An 18,242-nucleotide genomic window follows, 5' to 3' on the forward strand; every position below is an offset into this window, starting at 1 on the left:
CTGCGGGCTACCCGGCCGCCGCGAGGACGTCCCGGATCATCCGGTGGCCCTGCTCCTCGAACCGCTCGTCGCCCACCCGGTACGCCCACCCCGCGGTGCCGATCGCGTCGCGGACCCGGGTCCGGTGCCAACTCCCCGGCTCGCGCGGGTCGGTGCCGTACCCGTCCAGGAACGCCGCCTCCAGCGCCGGGTTCCGGCGGAAGTCCTGCACGGCCAGCCGTCCGAAGTCGGTGTACGCCGGTCGCAGCGCGGCCCGGCCGAAGTCGATGACGCTCACCCGGCCCTGGTGGACCAGCCAGTTGCGGGGCTGCCAGTCCCCGTGTGTCGGCACGAGCGTGGCCGCTGGTGTCGGCCAGGCGGCGATCTCGGCGCGGAGCCGCTCCACCGTGGCCGGGGCGATGCGGTGCGGACCGGCGAGCCAGGCCAGCGCCCGGGCGTTCTCCCGGCTCTCGTGGTCGTCGTCGACGACCGTGGACTGCGCGTGCAGCAGGGCCAGCAACTCGCCCGCCTGCCGATAGGCGGCCGGATCGTCGACGTGTGCGGTGTCGAGCACCAGGTCGCCGGGGAGATAGCGGGTGACGAGCAGTCTGGCGGACTCGTCGCCGTGCACCAGGACCGGTGCGCGCTCCCGGCTGGTCCACGGCGTCAGCCAGTGGTGGTGGGCGCGCAGTTCCCGTGCGATGTGCTGGTCCTCGGGCCCACCGGCCTTGACGACGTACCGCGCCCCGTCCCGGGAGATCTCCAGCACGGTGTTCGGCAGCAGGTCCCAACCGAGATCCCGGGTCACCGTGGCACCGGGTAGCCACCGGTCCAGCAGTTCCCGCTGTGGTAGGGAGAGTCGGTCGCGTACGGAGGTCACCGCCGGATCCTACGTGCGGGCGGCGCGACGGCGCAGCCGCCGGTGACCGGCCCCGGTCACCGGCGGCTGCGCCACGATCCGTCCTACTCGGTCGCCGCCGCCCCGATCGCCGCGATGACGCGGGGGCGGAGTTCGGCGGCGCGGATGACCGCGTCCACCGAGCCCACCTCGACCGCCCGCGCGATGTTGTGCACCCGGTCGAACTCGGTGGCCACCTCGCCGAGCTTCTCCGCGCGGACCGACGAACGGAGCTCGTCGAGTTCGGCGCTGAGCGTGGCCCGGTCGGCGCCGGACGTGGACACCACGCGGGCCTCCAGGTCCCGTACCCGGGGGTCGGTCGCCGTGCGGGCGTCGACGTCGCGGGAGAACACCACGGCGGCGGCCGGGGCGCCACCGAGCACCGAGGCGTACGAGCCCTCCAGCGCCAGCACCGTCATGCGGGGGTTCAGCGCCTTGGAGAACACCACGAACGCCCCACCGTGGTACCGCGAGATGACGCAGAACACGATCGGGCCCCGGAAGTTCACGATGGCCCGGCCGATCTCGGCGCCGTACTCCAGTTGCAGCTTGCGCATCGACTCGGGCGACCCGTCGAAGCCCGACAGGTTGGCCAGCACCACCAGCGGCCGGTTGCCGCTGGCCGCGTTGATCGCCCGCGCGGCCTTCTTGGAGGAGCGGGGGAACAGCGTGCCGGCGGTGTACGTGTCCGGGCCGTCGGTGGGCGGGAAGCCCCGGCGCGGCACCGCACGCGACTCGATGCCGAGCAGGCAGACCGGTACGCCGCCGAGGTGGACGTCCTGCACCACTGCGGTCTCCGCGTCGGCCATGCCGGCCCACCGCTCCAGCACCGGGTGGTCCTGGTCGGACAGGGCGCGCATCACCGTACGGATGTCGAAGGGCTTCTTGCGGTCCGGGTTCGCCACCGGGGAGAAGATCTCACCGACGGTCGTGAAGTCGCTGCCGGCCACCGCGTGCGGGAAGTCGGAGACGTCCCGGTCGACGGGGTCGGTGGTGGCGCCCGGTCGCGGTCCCTGCTCGCCCGGCGCGACGTACGTGTGCTCGTAGTGCGACATCAGCACGTCCCGCGCGGCGGGCAGGTCCGGCGCCCAGTACTGCGCCTGCCCGTTGGGGCCCATCACCCGGTCGTAGCCGCCGATGCCGAAGTTGTCCTCGGCGGACACCCCACCGGAGAAGTCCAGCGAATGCTTGCCGGTCAGCACCATCGCCGAGTCCGGCGTCATCACCAGCACACCCTTGGTGTGCATGAGCATCGTCGCCTCGGCGTTCCAGTACGGCTGCGCACCCACGTTGATGCCCGCGACCACGATGTTGATCTCGCCGCCGTCCTGGGTGAACTCGACGATCCGCTTGAGCGCGGCGGCCACCCAGTCCATGTTCTCGGTGCCCGAGCTCATCGAGATCCGGGCGCCGGCGGAGAGCGCGTACCACTCCAGCGGCACCCGCATCCGCTCGGCCAGGTCCAGGGCGGCGATCACGCGGCGGCACTCCGGCTCGGAGAGCGCGCCCAGCGACTTGGTCGGGTCGCCGAGCAGCACCACCCGGGTCACGCCCTGCGGGTGCCGAACGGTCGGGGTGGTGACCACACCGGCGACGAGCGCCGCGTGGTTGCGGCCCTTCGGTCGCTCGACCGGCACCAGCACGTGGTCGTCGTCCAGGTCGTGCTCGACGAAGTCACCGAGCAGGCGGGTCAGCTCGTACGGGTAGACCGTGTTGCGGCTGCTCGCCCCCAGCACCTTGAGCCGGTAGTCGTCGAGCGGCTCGACCGGCTCGACCGGCGGCTCGCCGACGGTCAGCTCGGCACCGCCGGTGGCGTCGAAGGAGATCCGTACCGCGATCTTGGTCAGCTCGCCGGTGCGCCGGTTGCGCTGCCGACCGATGAACAGGATCTCCTCCAGCCCGGCGCCGGCCGTGGTCGGGCGGATCCGGGCGGCGAGGTTCTCCATCTCCTCCAGGGTGAGGCTGCTCGGCGGCCAGACGTAGATGACGATCCGGTTGGTGTGGAAGCGCTTCTTCGACGACCGGCGTGACTGCGCCCGCCGGATCGAGTCGAGGCAGGCGGCCACGGTGTCCTCGGTGGTCGGCAGGGCGACCAGCCGGCCGTCCTGCTCGCGCAGCTCGGTCAGGTCGCGGATCTGCGCGAACGCGACCAGCCGCTCGTCGGACGGGTTCTCCCGGGCCACACACTGGAAGAGGTAGACCTCCTCGTCCGCCGACGGCAGCCGGGTCAGGTCGAACTTGTGCAGCCGCTCCAGCTGCATCCGCTGTGCGATGTACGGGTGCAGGCCGCGGATCAGCCGCTCCTCGACCAACCCGGAGCCCGACGGGCGGAACGTGAAGTGGTGGTGCATCACCGCCCCGCCGCTACCCGCGACGGTGGTGGTCAACCGGCGGACCTGCGGCGGCAGCGGGTGCGCGTTGAGGATCGCCAGCAGCGCCGCCGCCATCGCGTCGAAGCGCTCCGGCTGGTTCTCCCAGGCCAGGTAGATGTCGGCGTCGACGGTGGGGCCGTTCTCGGCCAGCTCGGCGAGTCCGCGCAGCGCGTCGCCCAGCGTGTCGAAGCCGACGGCGGCCGAGACCAGGTCGGAGTCCGCGCGCGCGGCGACCACGAAGCGGCAGCCGGCCACCTCGCGGCTGGCCACCCCGGTCAGTCCCTTGTTGCCGTAGTAGCGCCGGGTCAACACCTCCAGCATCACGGTGTTGTCCAGGTGGCCGCGCTGCAACCGCTGGCCGAGCAGCCGGACCAGCGGCTCGGTGCTGCGGACCATCGCCGCGATGCGCTCGGCGCGGTCCGACGCGTCCGGCTGCGTGTCCAGGTGCCGCAGGTGCCGGCGGACCTCGGCGTAGACCCGGGCCCGGTTGCGGCGCAGCAGCGGTTGGGCGAACCAGGCGAAGGCGACCCCGCGCGCGAGGTCGGCGATCACCGGGAAGCGGACCTGCGTCGCCGCCAGCAGCCGTTCCAGCGCGAGGCCGGTCGGTTCGCGCAGCGCCTCGTCCGGCGGCGGCTCCCGCAGCCAGGTACGCAGCAGCGTCGCGACGACGGTGGCGTCGGCTGCCGCCCGCTGCTGCGCGAGGAAGATCCGGAAGACGGCTCCCTCCAGCTCGGGGGCGCGGTCCAGCTCGGCGACGCCGTAGTGCCCGAGCGCCCGGGCCAGCTTGGCCTGGAAGGCGTCCGGCACGCCGGCCCGCTCGACGTCGAGGCTCTGCAGGTAGGCGTGGAAGTACTCCCGGGCGCTGTGTACGTGGGCGGCCTCACCGTCCTCGCCGCTCGGCCGGTTGCGGCTCAGCTCGGCCAGGTCGGCGAAGACGTCGACGAGGTCGAGTTCCTCGGCCAGCGGCCGGTGCCCCTCCTCGGTGGCGGTCTGCCGCGCGGCCAGGTACTCGTCGAGCACGCGCCCGCCGTCGTGCGGGTCGACGTCGAAGCCGAGCAGCAGACCGCGCAGGTCCTCGTGACCGCGCCGGACGCGCTGGCGGGCCGGGAGCTGCGCGGGCCGGGTGGGCAGGTCCAGTTCGACGGCGGCCACCGGGGCCTCAACCGTCTCGGCGGCCCCGTCGGTCAGCGGCTCCAGCCGCAGCAGGGCCGCGCCGGCCTCCACCTGGCTGCCGACCGAGACGGCGCACTCCTTCAGCTGCGCCCGGAACGGTGCCCGCAGCACCGTCTCCATCTTCATGGCTTCCAGCACCAGCACCGGCGCGCCCGCCTCGATCTCGGCGCCGAGCGCCAGCGGTGTGGCGACGACGAGCGCCGGCATCGGCGACCGGAGCACCCCGCCCTCGTCGCGGCTGACCCGGTGCGCCACGCCGTCGACCTCGACCAGGTGGACCGGGCCGTGGGTGCCGGTGAGCAGCCGGTGCCGGGCACCGTTGACGACGATCTGCCCGGTGTGCCGGTCGAAGCGGTCCAGCTCCACGTCGGCGGTGCGCACCGCGCCGCCCGCCTCGATGCCGACCCGGAACCGCTGCGCGCCGGTGCGGGCCACCCGCATCCGGTACGTGACGCCCCGCAGCTTGAGGTCCAGCGGCCGCCCGCTGGCGTGCCGCACCTGGGGACGCCCGCCGGAGGCGGTGGCCAGCAGCCGCTGCCGCTCGACGCGCTCCTCCTCCTCGTACGCCTCGATGGCGGCGGCGGCCAGCGCGATGCCGGAGTGCCGGTGCGTCACGAGCCCGCCAGTGCCCCGGACCCGGTCGATCCAGCCGGTGTCCGCGCTGGCGTCGATCACCTCGGGCTGGTCGAGCAGGTCGAGCACGAAGCTCTTGTTCGTCGCGCCACCCTCGATGATCACCGTGGTGTCGGCCATCGCGCGGCGCAGCCGGCCCAGGGCCTCGTCCCGGTCCCGGCCGTAGGCGATGATCTTCGCGATCATCGAGTCGAAGTCGGCGGGGATGGTGTCGCCCTCGCTGACGCCGGTGTCGACCCGGATGCCCGGGCCGGCCGGCAGGTCCAGCCGGGCGATCCGGCCGGGGGAGGGCGCGAAGTCGCGGTCCGGGTCCTCGGCGTTGAGCCGGGCCTCGACGGCGTGCCCGCGCTCGACCGGCGGCCGGCCGGCGAGCCGCCCGCCCGAGGCCACGTGCAACTGGGCCTTGACCAGGTCGAACCCGGTGGTGGCCTCGGTGATCGGGTGCTCGACCTGGAGGCGGGTGTTGACCTCCAGGAAGGCGAACAGCCGGTCGCCCGGGTGATAGAGGAACTCGACGGTCGCCGCGCCCCGGTAGCCGACCGCCACGGCCAGCCGCTCGGCCGACGTCTTCAACTCGGCCGTCTGCTCGGGGCCGAGCACCGGCGACGCCGACTCCTCGATGACCTTCTGGTTGCGGCGTTGCACCGAGCAGTCCCGGACGCCGAGCGCCCAGGCGGTGCCCTGACCGTCGGCGATCACCTGGACCTCGACGTGCCGGGCGCCGGTGACCAGGCGCTCCAGGAACACCACACCGCTGCCGAAGGCCCGCGCGGCCTCCTGGCTGGTGCGCTCGTACGCGTCGGCCAGCTCCGCCTCGTCGGTGATCACGCGGATGCCGCGTCCGCCACCGCCTGCGGTCGCCTTCAGCATCAGCGGGTAGCCGATCTCGGTGGCCGCCGCGCGGGCGGCGTCCAGCGTCTCGACCGCGCCCCGGCTCCACGGCGCCACTGGCACACCGACCTGCTCGGCGAGCAGCTTCGCGCCGATCTTGTCGCCGAGCTGGCGCATCGCGTCGGGACTGGGCCCGACGAAGGTGACCCCGATCTTCTCGCACAGCTCCGCGAAGGCCGGATCCTCGGCGACGAAGCCCCAACCGACCCACGCGGCGTCCGCGCCGGTCTCCACCAGCGCCCGCTCCAGCGTCGCGAGGTTCAGGTACGGACGCGCGGCGGCGGGTCCGAGGTCGTGGGCGATGTCCGCCTCGCGGACGAACGTGGCGGTACGGTCGACGTCGGTGTACAGGGCCACGGTCTCGATGCGGACGCCGGTCTCCGCTGCCAGCTCCCGGACCGCGTGGATGAGCCGCATCGCGGCCTCACCACGGTTGACGATGGCGATACGGCTGAACACCCGACGGACCCCTCCGGTAGACCTACGGCGACACGCGTCAGGGCACGGTGGCCCCCGCACAGATCACCCTTCTGCCTACGGGCAACCAGCGCCATGTCGTAACCGCCGAACCCTGGCCAGCCCGAGTTGTGGGAACCCCACAAAACCTTTTGGCGGTCGCCTACGTGGCGGCGGCTGCGGCGAGGCAGTCAGGCCAGGTCGAGGACGCCGACGGTCTGGCCGCCGCTGCATTCACCCGTCAGGCGGAAGCCCAGCCGGAGATAGAAGCCCGCCGGCCCCCCGGCTCGCGGCTCCCAGGTGACGTAGGCCCGGGTCGCACCGTCCGCGCGGAGTTGCGCGCACACCGCCTCGACGGCGAACCGCCCGTAACCGCGCCCCTGCGCGTCGGCCGCGATGTTCAGCCGCCACAGGCCCGAGCGCCGGTCGTCGGGGTCGACGGCCGGGTCCCAGGGGATGTCCCGGAAGGCCATCACGAAGCCGACCAGCCGGTCGCCGTCATGGATCAGCCTGGGCCAGGCGTGTTCGGGGAAGACGTACGCCTCGGCCAGCGACTTGACCACCGGCGAGACCAGGTCCTGCTGGTCCGGGCGTACGGACAGGGCGAGTGCCGCCTCGTAGTTCTCCGGAGTGATCTGCACCAATCGCACGAGCGCACCGTAGTGGGTCACCCGTTCAACCGACGACCGGTTTCCGTCCCGTCGGTGGGCCCCCTTTTCAGCATGCTCTCAGCGTGACCGACTACTCTCTGCTGCTCATGGATGATCTTCCGCATCATAGTCCGAGGCCCCTCGTCGTCCCGGTCGCCCGTACGGCCGTCGACCCGCGACAGGGGCTGACTCGTGTCTGAATGGATCCTGCTCGGAATAGGCCTGTTGCTCACCGTGGGCACCGGCATGTTCGTGGCGTCCGAATTTGCCTTGGTCAATCTGGACCGGGGTGAACTCGAAGCGCGCCAGTCCCGAGGCGAGAAGCGGCTCGGTCCGACGATCGCCGCACTCAAGATCACCTCGACGCACCTGTCCAGCGCACAGCTCGGCATCTCGCTGACCACCCTGCTCACCGGTTACACCTTCGAACCCGCGGTCAGCTCGTTGCTGGCCGACCCCCTGGGCGCGGTCGGCGTACCGGACGGGGCGGTGACCGCCGTCGGCGCGATCGTCGGCATCCTGCTGGCGACACTCTTCTCGATGGTGATCGGTGAGCTGGTGCCGAAGAACTTCGCGCTCGCCGTGCCGTTGCAGACGGCGAAGTTCGTGGTGCCGTTCCAGGCGCTGTTCACCACCGTGCTGAAGCCGGTGATCCTGCTGTTCAACAACACCGCCAACGCGGTGATCCGGGCCTTCGGCATCGAGCCCAAGGAGGAGCTCTCCGGAGCCCGCAGCGCCGAGGAACTCAGCTCGCTGCTGCGCCACTCGGCCCGGGCCGGCGTGCTGGACCCGGACCACGCCACGCTGCTGGACCGCACGCTGCGCTTCGCGGGGCACGACGCGTCGGACGTGATGACGCCCCGGGTCAGGATGACGGCGGTCGACGCCTCGGCCACCGCCAACGAGATCATCGAGCGGGCCACCGCGACCGGCCTGTCCCGGTTCCCGGTGATCGGCCGGGACGTCGACGACATCGTCGGGGTGCTGCACGTCAAGCGCGCCTTCGCGATCCCGCCGACCGAGCGCGCCGGGGTGCGGGCGCAGGACCTCGTCGTCGAGCCGGCGCGGATACCCGAGACCATGCACCTCGACGTGCTGCTGCCGACCCTGCGCGGCGGCGGCCTGCAGTTCGCGGTCGTCTACGACGAGCACGGCGGCACCGCCGGGATCGTCACCCTGGAGGACCTGGTCGAGGAGATCATCGGCGATCTGGAGGACGAGCACGACCGGGCCCGCACCGTCATGCGGCGCCGGGGCCGGTCGGTCTACTTCGACGCCTCGCTCCGCCCGGACGAGATCTTCGAACGGGCCCGGATCGTGGTCCCCGAGGACGAGGAGTACGACACCGTCGCCGGCTTCGTCACCGCCCACCTCGGCCGCTTCCCCAAAGTCGGTGACGAGGTGGCCATCGAGGGCGGCCTGCTCCGCGTCGAACATCTCAACGGTGTCCAGGCCGACCGGCTGCGGTACGTGCCCACCGAGACGACCGACGAGTCCGGCGCGGACCGCCGGGCCGACGACCGCCAGGAAGGGGCGATCCGATGAGCGCCTACCTCCCCGGCATCGTCTGGCTGTTCATCCTGCTGGTGGTCAACGCGTTCTTCGTCGGCGCCGAGTTCGCGGTGATCTCCGCCCGGCGGTCCCAGATCGAACCCAAGGCGCAGGCCGGCAGTCGGGCGGCGCAGACCACGCTCTGGGCCATGGAGCACGCCACCCTCATGCTGGCCACCAGCCAGCTCGGTATCACCGTGTGTTCGCTGCTCATCCTGAACGTCTCCGAGCCGGCGATCCACCACCTGCTGGAGATCCCGCTGGCGAACACCCCGCTGTCGCCCGGCATGGTCTCGGTGCTCGCGTTCGTCGTGGCACTGGTGCTCGTCACCTTCCTGCACGTGGTGTTCGGTGAGATGGTGCCGAAGAACATCTCGTTCTCGGTGCCGACCCGGGCCGCGTTGATCCTCGCCCCGCCGCTGGTGGTGGTCGCCCGGATCTTCAACCCGATCATCTGGAGCCTGAACGGGATCGCCAACGGCATCCTGCGACTGTTCCGGGTCACTCCGAAGGACGAGGCCACCAGCACGTACACGCTCGACGAGGTGGCCACCATCGTGGCGCAGTCCACCCGCGAGGGTGTGCTCGTCGACGGCAACGGCGCCCTCACCGCGGCCGTCGAGTTCACCGGCAAGACCGTCGGTGACGTGGAGGTGCCGCTGACGGACCTGGTGGTGCTGCCGACGACGGTGACGCCCGCCGAGATCCAGCGGGCGGTGGCCACGCACGGATACTCCCGCTACCTGCTCAGCAACGACGAGGAGCCCAGCGGGTATCTGCACATCAAGGACGTCATGGACCTGACCGGCGACGCCTGGACCAGCCCGGTCCCGGCGAAGCGGGTCCGTCGGCTCGCGTCGGTCCGGCGCGACAGCGAGTTGGAGGACGCCCTGGCCGCGATCCGGCGCAGTGGCGCCCACGTGGCCCGGGTCCTCGACTCCGACGGCGGTTCCACCGGCGTCATCTTTCTCGAGGACATCGTCGAGGAACTCATCGGCGAGGTCCAGGACGTGACCACCCGCTGACCGGACACGTCTCACCGCACTCCGACCACCGGCGACCCGGCCAAACTCAGGGTCGCCGGTGGTCGGGGGACGTGGCGGACCGTCCCTGTTCGGAGGGCGGTCGGGGGACGAACCGGGTCGGTTGCGCCGAGGTGATCGGGGACTACCGGTTTCCCGTCCGGGCTGACAGGCTCTGGGCACCGTGCGGCGGGGCGGGTCGGGGTCCCCGTCCCCGCGCCACGGCCGACCGGCAACCACTGCCGGCCGGGGCGGCTCGGCCGGAGGGGAAGCAGGGGTGCGACGACTGCGGCGGGTCGCCGTCTCGGGTCTCGGCACGTTCGTGCTGACCGTGCTCCTGCCGGCCGGTCCGGCCCAGGCTGCCGCCCCGACGCCGTTTCCACCGGGCACGCCGCTGACCAGGGCCGCCGGTGTGTTCAGCGCAGTCATCCTGTTCGCCCTCGCGGTGGCGGTGCTGCGTGGTGGCCCCCGCCCGACACCTCCGCCCGGGGCAGGTCCCGATCCGTCCCCGGACGCCGATCCGGCGCTGCCGGCCGCGTCGGGACGTCAGGTCGCCGTCCTGACGCCGGACGCCTCCGCCCCGGCACTGACCCTGACCGACCGCTTCTCGCCATCACACACCGAGGAACTGCCCGCCCACACCGCCGTTCGGCCCCGCCCGGCGGGGCTCGCCGTCGCGCCGAGCCCGGGTACGCGGTTCCACCCGCCGGTAGGACGGACCGCCCCGGACCGGTCCAGGGTCGATCCGTACACCCTGGCAGTCGAGGTCAGCCTCGACGGCCGGACGGCCACGGTGTCGCTCGACGGTGCCCGCGCCGGTCGTCCCGGCCCGCCGCACACCTGGTGCCCCGGTGCCGAGGCGTCCTGCTCGGCGCCCCTCGCGCTCCTGCTCGGCGAGGCGTCCGGCCGCTGCCTCCGGGTCGACCTGGCCCGCTGCCCGGACGCGGTAGCCGTCGGCGGGCCGCCGACTCAGCGATGGTGGTACACGCTGCGGCTGGTCCGTCAGGTCATCGCCGCCGGTGGTCAGGTCACCGTGGTGGGCGACCTGATCGACGACCGCTTCCCGGCGCAGTGCCACCGGGTCGCTGCCCTCCGCCGGGGTTGGCTTGCGGCGGTCTGCCATGAGTCGCCGGGTGGTCGCCGTCAGCCGGTGACCGTGGGAAGCGAGGAAGGCGTCCGCCTCTGCGGGCGCTGCGCGCCGCAGTTCTCGGACGGCTACACCCACGGAGGTCTGTACGAAGCGTTCTGGATCGTCGAGCAGCAGATCGAGGAGTTTGATGGGGGTGTCGGTCTCTCCGGCCCGGATCAGTTGGAAGGCTGCGGTGATCGCGGTGCGCCGTTCCCAGACGCTCGGTGAGTGGGCGAGCATGAAGAGCGGTGCGTGGGACCTTCCCAGCAGGTAGTCACCCACGACACGAGGGGCCGCGCGGTCGACGAGGTCCCAACTGTCGATGTGTTCGTGCTCGGCGAGGTACAGGTCGAAGAGGGCTTTTCGGTCGTCGGCGGAGATGGCGCGCGCTCGGGCGCGAAAGTCGAGGATGCACACCGCGACGAGGCGTGCTTCATACCATTCACTTCTCAGTAGCGTCCGCACGTCGTCGAGTGAGGTGGACCGCAACGACTTCGCGAGATCGAACACGAACTTCATGCGGACGCCGATGACCTGATCGATGGGTATCCGCCTGCTGGTTCTCTCCCGCTCGTCCGGGGTGGCCAACTCGCGGAGTCGAGTGATGATCGCGTCGGGGGAGTCCGGTTCACCCATGCGACTGGTTGTCCGGTGCGAGGGGCTGAACCAGCATGGTGCGCCAGGTCTCCTGGGCGGGCCAATCTGTGGGGTTCGGTGTGCTGTCGAGTTTGAACCATTGGTACGTCTCCCATGGCGCACCTACGGGAACGAGCCCGGCACTGTCGCCCTCGGCCAGGGCGGCGTATGCCCCGCCGAGGCGCTGATGGCTCCCGAAGTGCAGGTGGGTGAGTGCCGGCCCTTTGTGGAGGGAACCCACGGAGACGGTGTCGTCACCGATGATCGTGTCGTCCACCGGTAGCCCTACTTCGACATCCATCTCTGTCTCGTCGACGGAGTGGTATCGCACGTATGCATGCTCGGATGACGCCTCGCCCTGGGTCTGCAGGGTGGACCAGATCGCAGCGAGCGCTCGCCCCTGACAATCGCGCAACTGCGTGACAGCGACGGTTTCCCGGACAAAGAGAACTCGGGGAATGTGGATGTGCTGGATGTCGGTGGAGTTGCTCGGTGATCCGTGGAGCCTGGTGATCATGCGGGACATCATCTTCTGCGACCACCGCTCGTTCAGGGAACTGCTCACGAAGTCGGGAGAGCACATCACCCCGCCCACGCTCTCACGCCGACTCGCGGATCTCGTGGACATGGGCAGTAAGCATTCAGGGCCACTCCATGACGTAGCCGTTGGTGGCAGTGTGTGATGGGTGGTGGCGGTCGTTGCTCGTGGTGGGTTAGCCGGGTGCCCAGGCGGGTGGTGTCCAGGGTCGGCCGAGGATGGCGTCGCGGATGGCGGTCATGACATCCGCGCCGTGTTTGGTCACTGTGGAGACGTAACCGCGGATGGCGTAGCGGTGTTCGGTGACCTTCTCGCTGGTGAGCCGTCCGGAGATCTTCTGCTGGGTCTTCGCGGGCCGTAGGTCGCGTTCGGCCTGGTTCGACGTGGGTGGGATGCGCAGGTCGGTGGTGAATCGCAGGATGTCGGCTTCTCGGTCGTGGAGGTCTTCCAGCAGTGCCCGGTGTTTCGGCTGTTTACGGCCGTCCACCCGGGCGACCTCCTTGAGCCCGATCCGCACGCCGTGCCGGTAGGCGTCGATCAGCGGGCCGGCGATGTGTTCGCCGATCGCGGGCAGGTTCTGTGCGCGGGCGAGGTTCGCGGCGTGGACGAGTCCCTGTAGCGCCTGGCGGATCTGGATCGGCCAGTGCGCGTCGGGGTAGGTCTCGGCGGCGTCCTGACAGTCGCGGATCAGGTGGGCTACGCAGAGTTGGTGGACCAGGTGGGCGAAGATCTTCGCGTCGTAGTTCTGGTAACGGTCGTGCACGACCACCCCGGTCAGGTCCGGCAGGACGAACACCTTGAACGTGTCGAGGCTGCGGTCACCGAGCAGGTACCAGGTGTAGAGGCGGGTGCAGGCGACCAGAAGGTACTTCTTGACCTTGCGGGCACCGACCCGGATCGGGGTCTCGTCGCAGGAGACCACATGCGCGAGGGCGATCAGCGTGCGGATGATCCGGTTCGACTCGGCCACCCCCGCCGCGGCCCGGCCGATCAACGCGTGGACGAACCCGTCCGACGGACGCGAGCCGGTCAACGCGGCGACCAGGTCAGCGCACCGGGCCACCGGAATCGCGTGCACCACCATCAGATAGACGCACCACGCCTGAAGATTCGGCCCGTACGAGACGCCTGCGTCCGGCACCCCCTCGGGGCGGGCCGCCACGTGCATCGCCCCGCACCCGCAGCGCACCGCGTGCCGATCATGCTGGGTGACCGTCGCCGTCATCGCCGGCACATCGACCTGCTGATGCGAGGCGTAAACCCCCAGATCAGCCGCCGATGCCAGATCCGATCCGCATCCACACGGCCCGCCCGGAAAATGATCCACAATGCCGTCCGGAAACGGTGACCAGGACAGCTGCGCACCCGGCGCACCCCGCTGCTTACCCCGCGACCGCTTACCAGCACCGGCTGCCGGCACCGGCGTGGACACCTCCGCCGGCGGCGTCCGTCCCGGATCATCATCCTTCGACGGCGGCATCCCCGAGTTCCCACTGTTACGCGACACCAGGCGTTCCAACCGCGCGACCCGATCAGTCAACTCCCGGTTCGCCTGGGTCAACTGTTCCACCTGAACGATCAGCCGTCGCGTGAGTCCGATCAACTCCTCGCGCGACAACTCCTCCAAGCCCGGCACCCACCGATCACAACACATCGATCGCACCCGGCCGCGCATCGACACACCGTCAAGATCGACCCAGCCCGTCAATCACAGACAGCCACTCACGGCCACCACCCGGAGTGGCCCTGAATGTTTACCATGGGCATGCTGACCAAGGAGGACGTCCCGTGCGGGATGCAAGGCGCCTACTCGCTGACCGAGAAGGGGATCAGTCTCGTTCCGCTCCTGTTCGAACTCGCCGTCGTCGGATCGATGCTCGATCCGACGACGCAGACGACCGTGCCGCAGTACGCGGACCTCTACGGCCACCCCGAACGGATCGCCGCTTTCCAGGACGAGCTACGCAGCCGCCACCTGCCCGCAACTCCCACGGTCTAGGGGACCGGCGGTCGGGTGGACTCGCGCAGTGCCCAGGCGACCGCCGCCACCGCTACCGGTGACAGCCATCCCAGCCCGGCCGCGACGGCCCGTACCGCACCGAGCAGGTCCGCCGGCTCGTGGTGCCCGTACACCAGGCAGCCCTTGAACGGCGCACGCAGCATGGTGCTGATGGCGCGGTGTTCGGTGGCGGCGGTCAACGCGATCACCGGTGATCGCCGGGCCAACGCCCGCACCAGGTCGGTGCCCTCGGGCGCGGTGATCCGATCGTCGAGCAACGTCACGGTGGGCCGCATCCGATCGGCGAGTGTCACCGCCTCACCGGCGTCGCCGGTGAGGGCGACCACCCGGATCTGTTCCCCGGTATCGAGCACGGTGCGGATCACCGAACGCTCGCCCGGGTGCGGATGCGCGATCAACACCCTGATCGTCGGCGCGGTGCGACCGGCCGCGCGTACCTGCCGACTAGCCATCACGCCGATGTCGCGCCTGGGCTGATACGGCTGCCATCCGGTCCCCGCTCCCGTCGGTCTCGGGCGGTGCGACGTCACCACCGACCACACAACGGTGCCGGGGCGCGCCGCGTTCAGCCCGTCACCGATCCGGCGTGCCGTCCGGGCCCGACCAGCGCACCACCGCCTCCGTGCGGTTCGTCACACGCAGCTTGGCGAAGACGTGGTTGAGGTGGTTCTTCACGGTCTTCTCGGTGAGCAGCAGGCGTCGGGCGATCGCCGCGTTCGAGTGTCCGGCGCAGAGCAGTTCGACCACCTCCTGTTCCCGCCGGGTCAGGCCGAAGTCCTGCCGCATCATCTGGATCTGCTCGGCCCGGCCCACCGTGTCGCGTTCCCGGTTTGCCTGTTCGCGCAGCACCGCGATGGTGACCGAGGCGCCCCGGGGGGAGAGCCAGCCCTGGCCGGCGGCGACCGCCTGCACGGCGCGCAGCAGTTCGGCCGGCTCGAACTCGCCGTGCACGAGGTATCCGCTGGCGCCGCCGCGCAGCATCCCGGCGATCAGCTCGTCGTCGGAGTCGCTCGTCAACACCAGCACGGAACTCTGCTGGGCGAGCTGGTGCACGACGCTCAGCCCGTCGGCGATCGGCATGCGATGGTCGAGCAGGGTCACGGTCGGACGCAGCCGGGCCGCCACGGCCACCGCGGTCCGCCCGTCCGGGGCCTCACCGACCACGCGTACGTCCTCGGCGCTGGCGAGGTAACCGCGGATGGCGGTCCGGACGATCGGATTGTCGTCGACGATCAGTACGTCGATCATCGGGAGGCCACCTGGCGGGCGCGGCCGGACTCCGGCACCGGGCCGGACAGCGGAACCCGTGCCACCACCCGGGTGCCCCGACCGACGCGGGACTCGACGCGCAGGGTGCCGCCGACGGCGTGGGCCCGCTCGGCCATGCCGACGATCCCGAAGCTGCCCGCGCCGGAGAGGCCGGTCAGATCCCCGGGCATCGGGAAACCCCTGCCGTCGTCGGTGATGGTGAGTTCCACATGTGCCTCCGAGCGGTGGAGTACTACCTGGACCAGCGTCGCCTCTGCGTGCCGGGTCACGTTCTGCAACGCCTCGCTGAGGATCTGGGCGAGTTCGTAGCGGGCCGCCACGGGAGGTTCGACCGCGTGCGCGATCACCTGGACCGGGACGTCACTGCGCGTCGACCACTGGGCGCAGATGCTCCTCACGTTATCCGGGAAGGGCCGGTCCGGCAGGTCACGACGCAGGCCGGCGAGCAGGTCGCGGGCCTCGCGGACGGCCGCGTCGGCCCCCTCGGAGACGGTGCCGGCGAGTTGCTCGGCCAGGTCCGGCTGGCGACGGAGCAGACCGGGCAGCGCGACCGCGGCGAAGGAGACGCCGCGCAGCGTCTTGGCCACCGAGTCGTGCAGCTCGCGGGCGAGGCGCGCCCGCTCCGAGGCGGCGGCGGACCGCTGTGCGGAGGTCACCGTCGCCACCGTCGCCTCGATGTAGCGGGCGAGCGCGGCGGTGGCCACCGCGGCCCCGAACCCGCAGACGATGTTGATCATAGGGAAGGCGAGCATGAAGGGTACGGCGACCGAGGCGCCGGCCGCGCCGCCGTCGGCGCGCAGCAGCTGCGTCGCGACGGCGAAGCCGAGGACCGCGTTGACGGCCCACAGTGGCAGCCCGTGCGTACCCAGCAGTGCGCCGGTGAGGGCGGCGTGGCCGGCCGCGTAGCAGAAGAAGCCGATCCCGCCGCCGCTGACCACCAGCACGGTGACCATCAGGGCGGCGTCGAGCGCGAGGAAACTCAATCGCCACCGGATCGTGTTCGGCCACGTGCTCAGCACGGTGACCTGCACCGCCGTCGTCGCGGTGATCAACCCGAGGGTGATGACCGCCGCCCACGTGTCGTCGACCAGCCGCAGTCCCACTCCGACGGCGGCGATGGTCACGACGAGCCGGCCGAGCAGGACTGCCCGGCAGAGAGCGGCATACGCGACGAACCGGCTCATCCGTTGTCGTCAGCTGATCGTGATCTTGTCGATGTCAGGTGCCGGCTTGTCGCTCCAGAGCCGGACCGCGACGCGTCCGGCCGGGACGGTCGCGTCGAACTGGAAGCTGCGCGGCGAGTCCCAGTCCGTGCCGGTGACGGAGAAGGAGTGTTGGCCGGCGTCGTTGATGGAGACCCGGAGGTCCCGTAAGCCGTCCGCTGTGTAGTCCACGGTGACGGTCCGGCGACCGGCCTCGGGGACGTCGAAGTATGCGGTGAGGGTGCCCAGGTAGCGCACCCGGGCGCCGCCGTCGCAGGCGGAACAGGTGGCGACCTTGGCACCGCCGCCGAGGGTGTTGCCCGCAGCCTCGGCCTGCACGGTGAGCGGCGAGAACGGCTCGGCGCCGGTGGTGGCGCCGGTGGTGGCGGTCGGGCCGGGGCTCCGGCTCGTCGTACCGGTCGTCGCGGGTCTCCGCGACGGTGTGGCCTCCGGAGCCGGCAGGGCCGTACCGCCACCGCCCGAGTGCGGTGTCGCGCTCGGGCGGTGGCTCGGTGTCCGCCCGGGCTCGGTCGGGGCGGTGGGGCCGGCGGGTTCCTGACCGGTCACGCTGGGCGGGGCGCTCGACGGGTCGCCCTGGCTCTGCGTGGAGTCCGACCGACCGTCGCCGTCGTTCGAGAGGATCAACGGCGGGATCAGGACCGCGGCCAGCACCATGGCGCCGGCCAGGCTGCCGATCCCCGCCCAGAGAGGCACCCGCAGGGATGTCGAGTCCGTCGAGGTGTCGAGGAACCGCTGGTCAGGGCCGCTGCTGTCCGAGGGCGGGTCAGACGGCACCGTGGAACCCCCTGAGTCGGGAGTCAGGAATCGGACGAGGGGCCCGCTTCTCCGTAAGCACGGCAGCGAATGTACACAACACCCATGTGTAGTTGCCTCGGCAAGGGTCGCTGTTAGCTGACCGTGACTTTGTCAATGTCCGGCGGTGGGCCGCTGTCGTTGTAGAACGTGACGGCGGTGCGGCCGGCAGGTATCTGTGAGGTGAACTGAAAGCTGCGCGGCGTCTCCCAGCCACCTCCGGTCACGGTGAAGGTCTGCGGTGCGCCACCGTTGACGACCACCTTCAGGTCCCGGGGGCCGTCGGCCGTGTAGCCCACCGTCACGGTGCGCGACCCGGCGGCCGCCACGTCCAGATAGACGGTGAGTCGGCCGAGATAGCGAACCCGGGCGCCGCCGTCGCAGGAGTCGCAGTAGGCGGTCTCCGCGCCGCCGCTGCGGAGATTGCCGGGGGCCTCGGCCTGGACGGTGACCGGCCGGAACTGCGCGGCCGGGCTCCGGCTCGGCGTGCTGCTCGGAGCGGCCGCGGCGGGCGTCGGCCGGACCGGCGTGCCTGGCGTGCCCGGCGTCGTGGCGGCCGGGAACGGCCCGGCGGTCGTCCGGCCGGGCGACGGCGAGGCCGGGCCGGTGGTGGTGGCGGCGGACACCGTGCTCTCCGGGGTGGTGCTCGGGGTCGGTCCGTCCTCCGCACCCAGCGGCGACAGGGCCGGCGGGGTGGACGGCTCCACCGGTGCCTGCGACGGCATCTGGTCCAGGGCGCGCATGCTCCCGTCCGGCGGTTCCGGCTGCCGGAACGTGGACCACAACACGATCACGCCGAGACAGGCCAGGGCGGCCGCGCCGACCAACCGCCACAGTCCGGGACCGGTCGGACCGGGTTGATCATCGCTTGCCGCAGACATGGCCCCGACGGTAGACGCCGGGCGGTGCCCGTTCCTGAGCCGAAAGACCCAGTCGGGCCCAAAGTGGTCAAGGGCCGGTCCGCTGGGCCCTGGACGGCCCAGAGCTGGGTCCTACGCCTCATTCCCCGG

The 18,242-nt window shown here is 71.3% G+C and carries 14 protein-coding genes; 3 read left to right on the forward strand and 11 right to left on the reverse strand.

Annotated features, from left to right (window positions below; all coding sequences use genetic code 11):
• Positions 1-7: 7 nt before the first annotated feature.
• From ID554_RS27090 to ID554_RS27100, 3 genes are all read right to left on the reverse strand, one after another.
• Positions 8-859 carry a phosphotransferase gene (locus ID554_RS27090; protein WP_199489240.1) on the reverse strand — a complete coding sequence of 284 codons (852 nt, stop codon included), beginning with the start codon at positions 857-859 and terminating at the stop codon, positions 8-10.
• An 83-nt stretch (positions 860-942) separates the two neighbouring features.
• The gene (locus ID554_RS27095) at positions 943-6,405 is read right to left on the reverse strand and encodes an ATP-binding protein (protein ID WP_117228909.1); all 5,463 of its coding nucleotides are present in this window, start codon (positions 6,403-6,405) and stop codon (positions 943-945) included.
• Between the two features lie 188 nt (positions 6,406-6,593).
• Complete coding sequence (locus tag ID554_RS27100) at positions 6,594-7,052, reverse strand: GNAT family N-acetyltransferase (RefSeq protein WP_117228934.1); 459 nt, start codon at positions 7,050-7,052, stop codon at positions 6,594-6,596.
• 192 nt (positions 7,053-7,244) lie between these two features.
• Between ID554_RS27100 and ID554_RS27105 the strand changes: the two genes are divergently transcribed.
• Positions 7,245-8,597, forward strand: coding sequence for a hemolysin family protein (locus ID554_RS27105; protein ID WP_117228910.1), 1,353 nt, complete (start codon positions 7,245-7,247; stop codon positions 8,595-8,597).
• Positions 8,594-9,628, forward strand: coding sequence for a hemolysin family protein (locus ID554_RS27110; protein ID WP_117228911.1), 1,035 nt, complete (start codon positions 8,594-8,596; stop codon positions 9,626-9,628). The genes ID554_RS27105 and ID554_RS27110 overlap by 4 nt, the downstream gene beginning before the upstream one ends.
• Before the next feature lie 610 nt (positions 9,629-10,238).
• Here ID554_RS27110 and ID554_RS33285 read toward each other — a convergent pair.
• The 3 genes from ID554_RS33285 to tnpC all read right to left on the reverse strand — a co-directional run bounded on the left by ID554_RS33285 (position 10,239) and on the right by tnpC (position 13,564).
• A complete protein-coding gene (locus ID554_RS33285) occupies positions 10,239-11,390 on the reverse strand; it encodes a DNA alkylation repair protein (protein WP_199489241.1) in 1,152 nt (383 codons plus the stop codon).
• The gene (locus ID554_RS27120) at positions 11,383-11,955 is read right to left on the reverse strand and encodes a hypothetical protein (RefSeq protein ID WP_147333493.1); all 573 of its coding nucleotides are present in this window, start codon (positions 11,953-11,955) and stop codon (positions 11,383-11,385) included. Before ID554_RS27120 ends, ID554_RS33285 begins: the two co-directional genes overlap by 8 nt.
• Positions 11,956-12,103: 148 nt before the next feature.
• A complete protein-coding gene (gene tnpC / locus ID554_RS27125; protein WP_117231431.1) occupies positions 12,104-13,564 on the reverse strand; it encodes an IS66 family transposase in 1,461 nt (486 codons plus the stop codon).
• 129 nt (positions 13,565-13,693) lie between these two features.
• Here tnpC and ID554_RS27130 point away from each other — a divergent pair, with 129 nt between their 5' ends.
• Positions 13,694-13,927: a hypothetical protein gene (locus ID554_RS27130; RefSeq protein ID WP_147333588.1), complete on the forward strand. Its 234-nt coding sequence runs from the start codon at positions 13,694-13,696 to the stop codon at positions 13,925-13,927.
• Here ID554_RS27130 and ID554_RS27135 read toward each other — a convergent pair.
• From ID554_RS27135 to ID554_RS27155, 5 genes are all read right to left on the reverse strand, one after another.
• A complete protein-coding gene (locus ID554_RS27135; RefSeq protein WP_117230855.1) occupies positions 13,924-14,400 on the reverse strand; it encodes a response regulator in 477 nt (158 codons plus the stop codon). The two genes, ID554_RS27130 and ID554_RS27135, sit on opposite strands and share 4 nt — an antisense overlap.
• 121 nt (positions 14,401-14,521) lie before the next feature.
• A complete protein-coding gene (locus tag ID554_RS27140; RefSeq protein ID WP_117230854.1) occupies positions 14,522-15,196 on the reverse strand; it encodes a response regulator in 675 nt (224 codons plus the stop codon).
• Positions 15,193-16,401 carry a sensor histidine kinase gene (locus ID554_RS27145; protein WP_117230853.1) on the reverse strand — a complete coding sequence of 403 codons (1,209 nt, stop codon included), beginning with the start codon at positions 16,399-16,401 and terminating at the stop codon, positions 15,193-15,195. Before ID554_RS27145 ends, ID554_RS27140 begins: the two co-directional genes overlap by 4 nt.
• Before the next feature lie 9 nt (positions 16,402-16,410).
• Positions 16,411-17,214 carry a hypothetical protein gene (locus tag ID554_RS27150; protein ID WP_117230852.1) on the reverse strand — a complete coding sequence of 268 codons (804 nt, stop codon included), beginning with the start codon at positions 17,212-17,214 and terminating at the stop codon, positions 16,411-16,413.
• A gap of 113 nt (positions 17,215-17,327) precedes the next feature.
• Positions 17,328-18,113 (reverse strand): carbohydrate-binding protein, encoded by a 786-nt coding sequence (locus ID554_RS27155; RefSeq protein ID WP_147333587.1) that lies wholly within the window; start codon positions 18,111-18,113, stop codon positions 17,328-17,330.
• Positions 18,114-18,242: the final 129 nt, after the last annotated feature.

Origin of the sequence: Micromonospora craniellae (genome assembly GCF_014764405.1) — a bacterium.
Taxonomy (GTDB): domain Bacteria; phylum Actinomycetota; class Actinomycetes; order Mycobacteriales; family Micromonosporaceae; genus Micromonospora; species Micromonospora craniellae.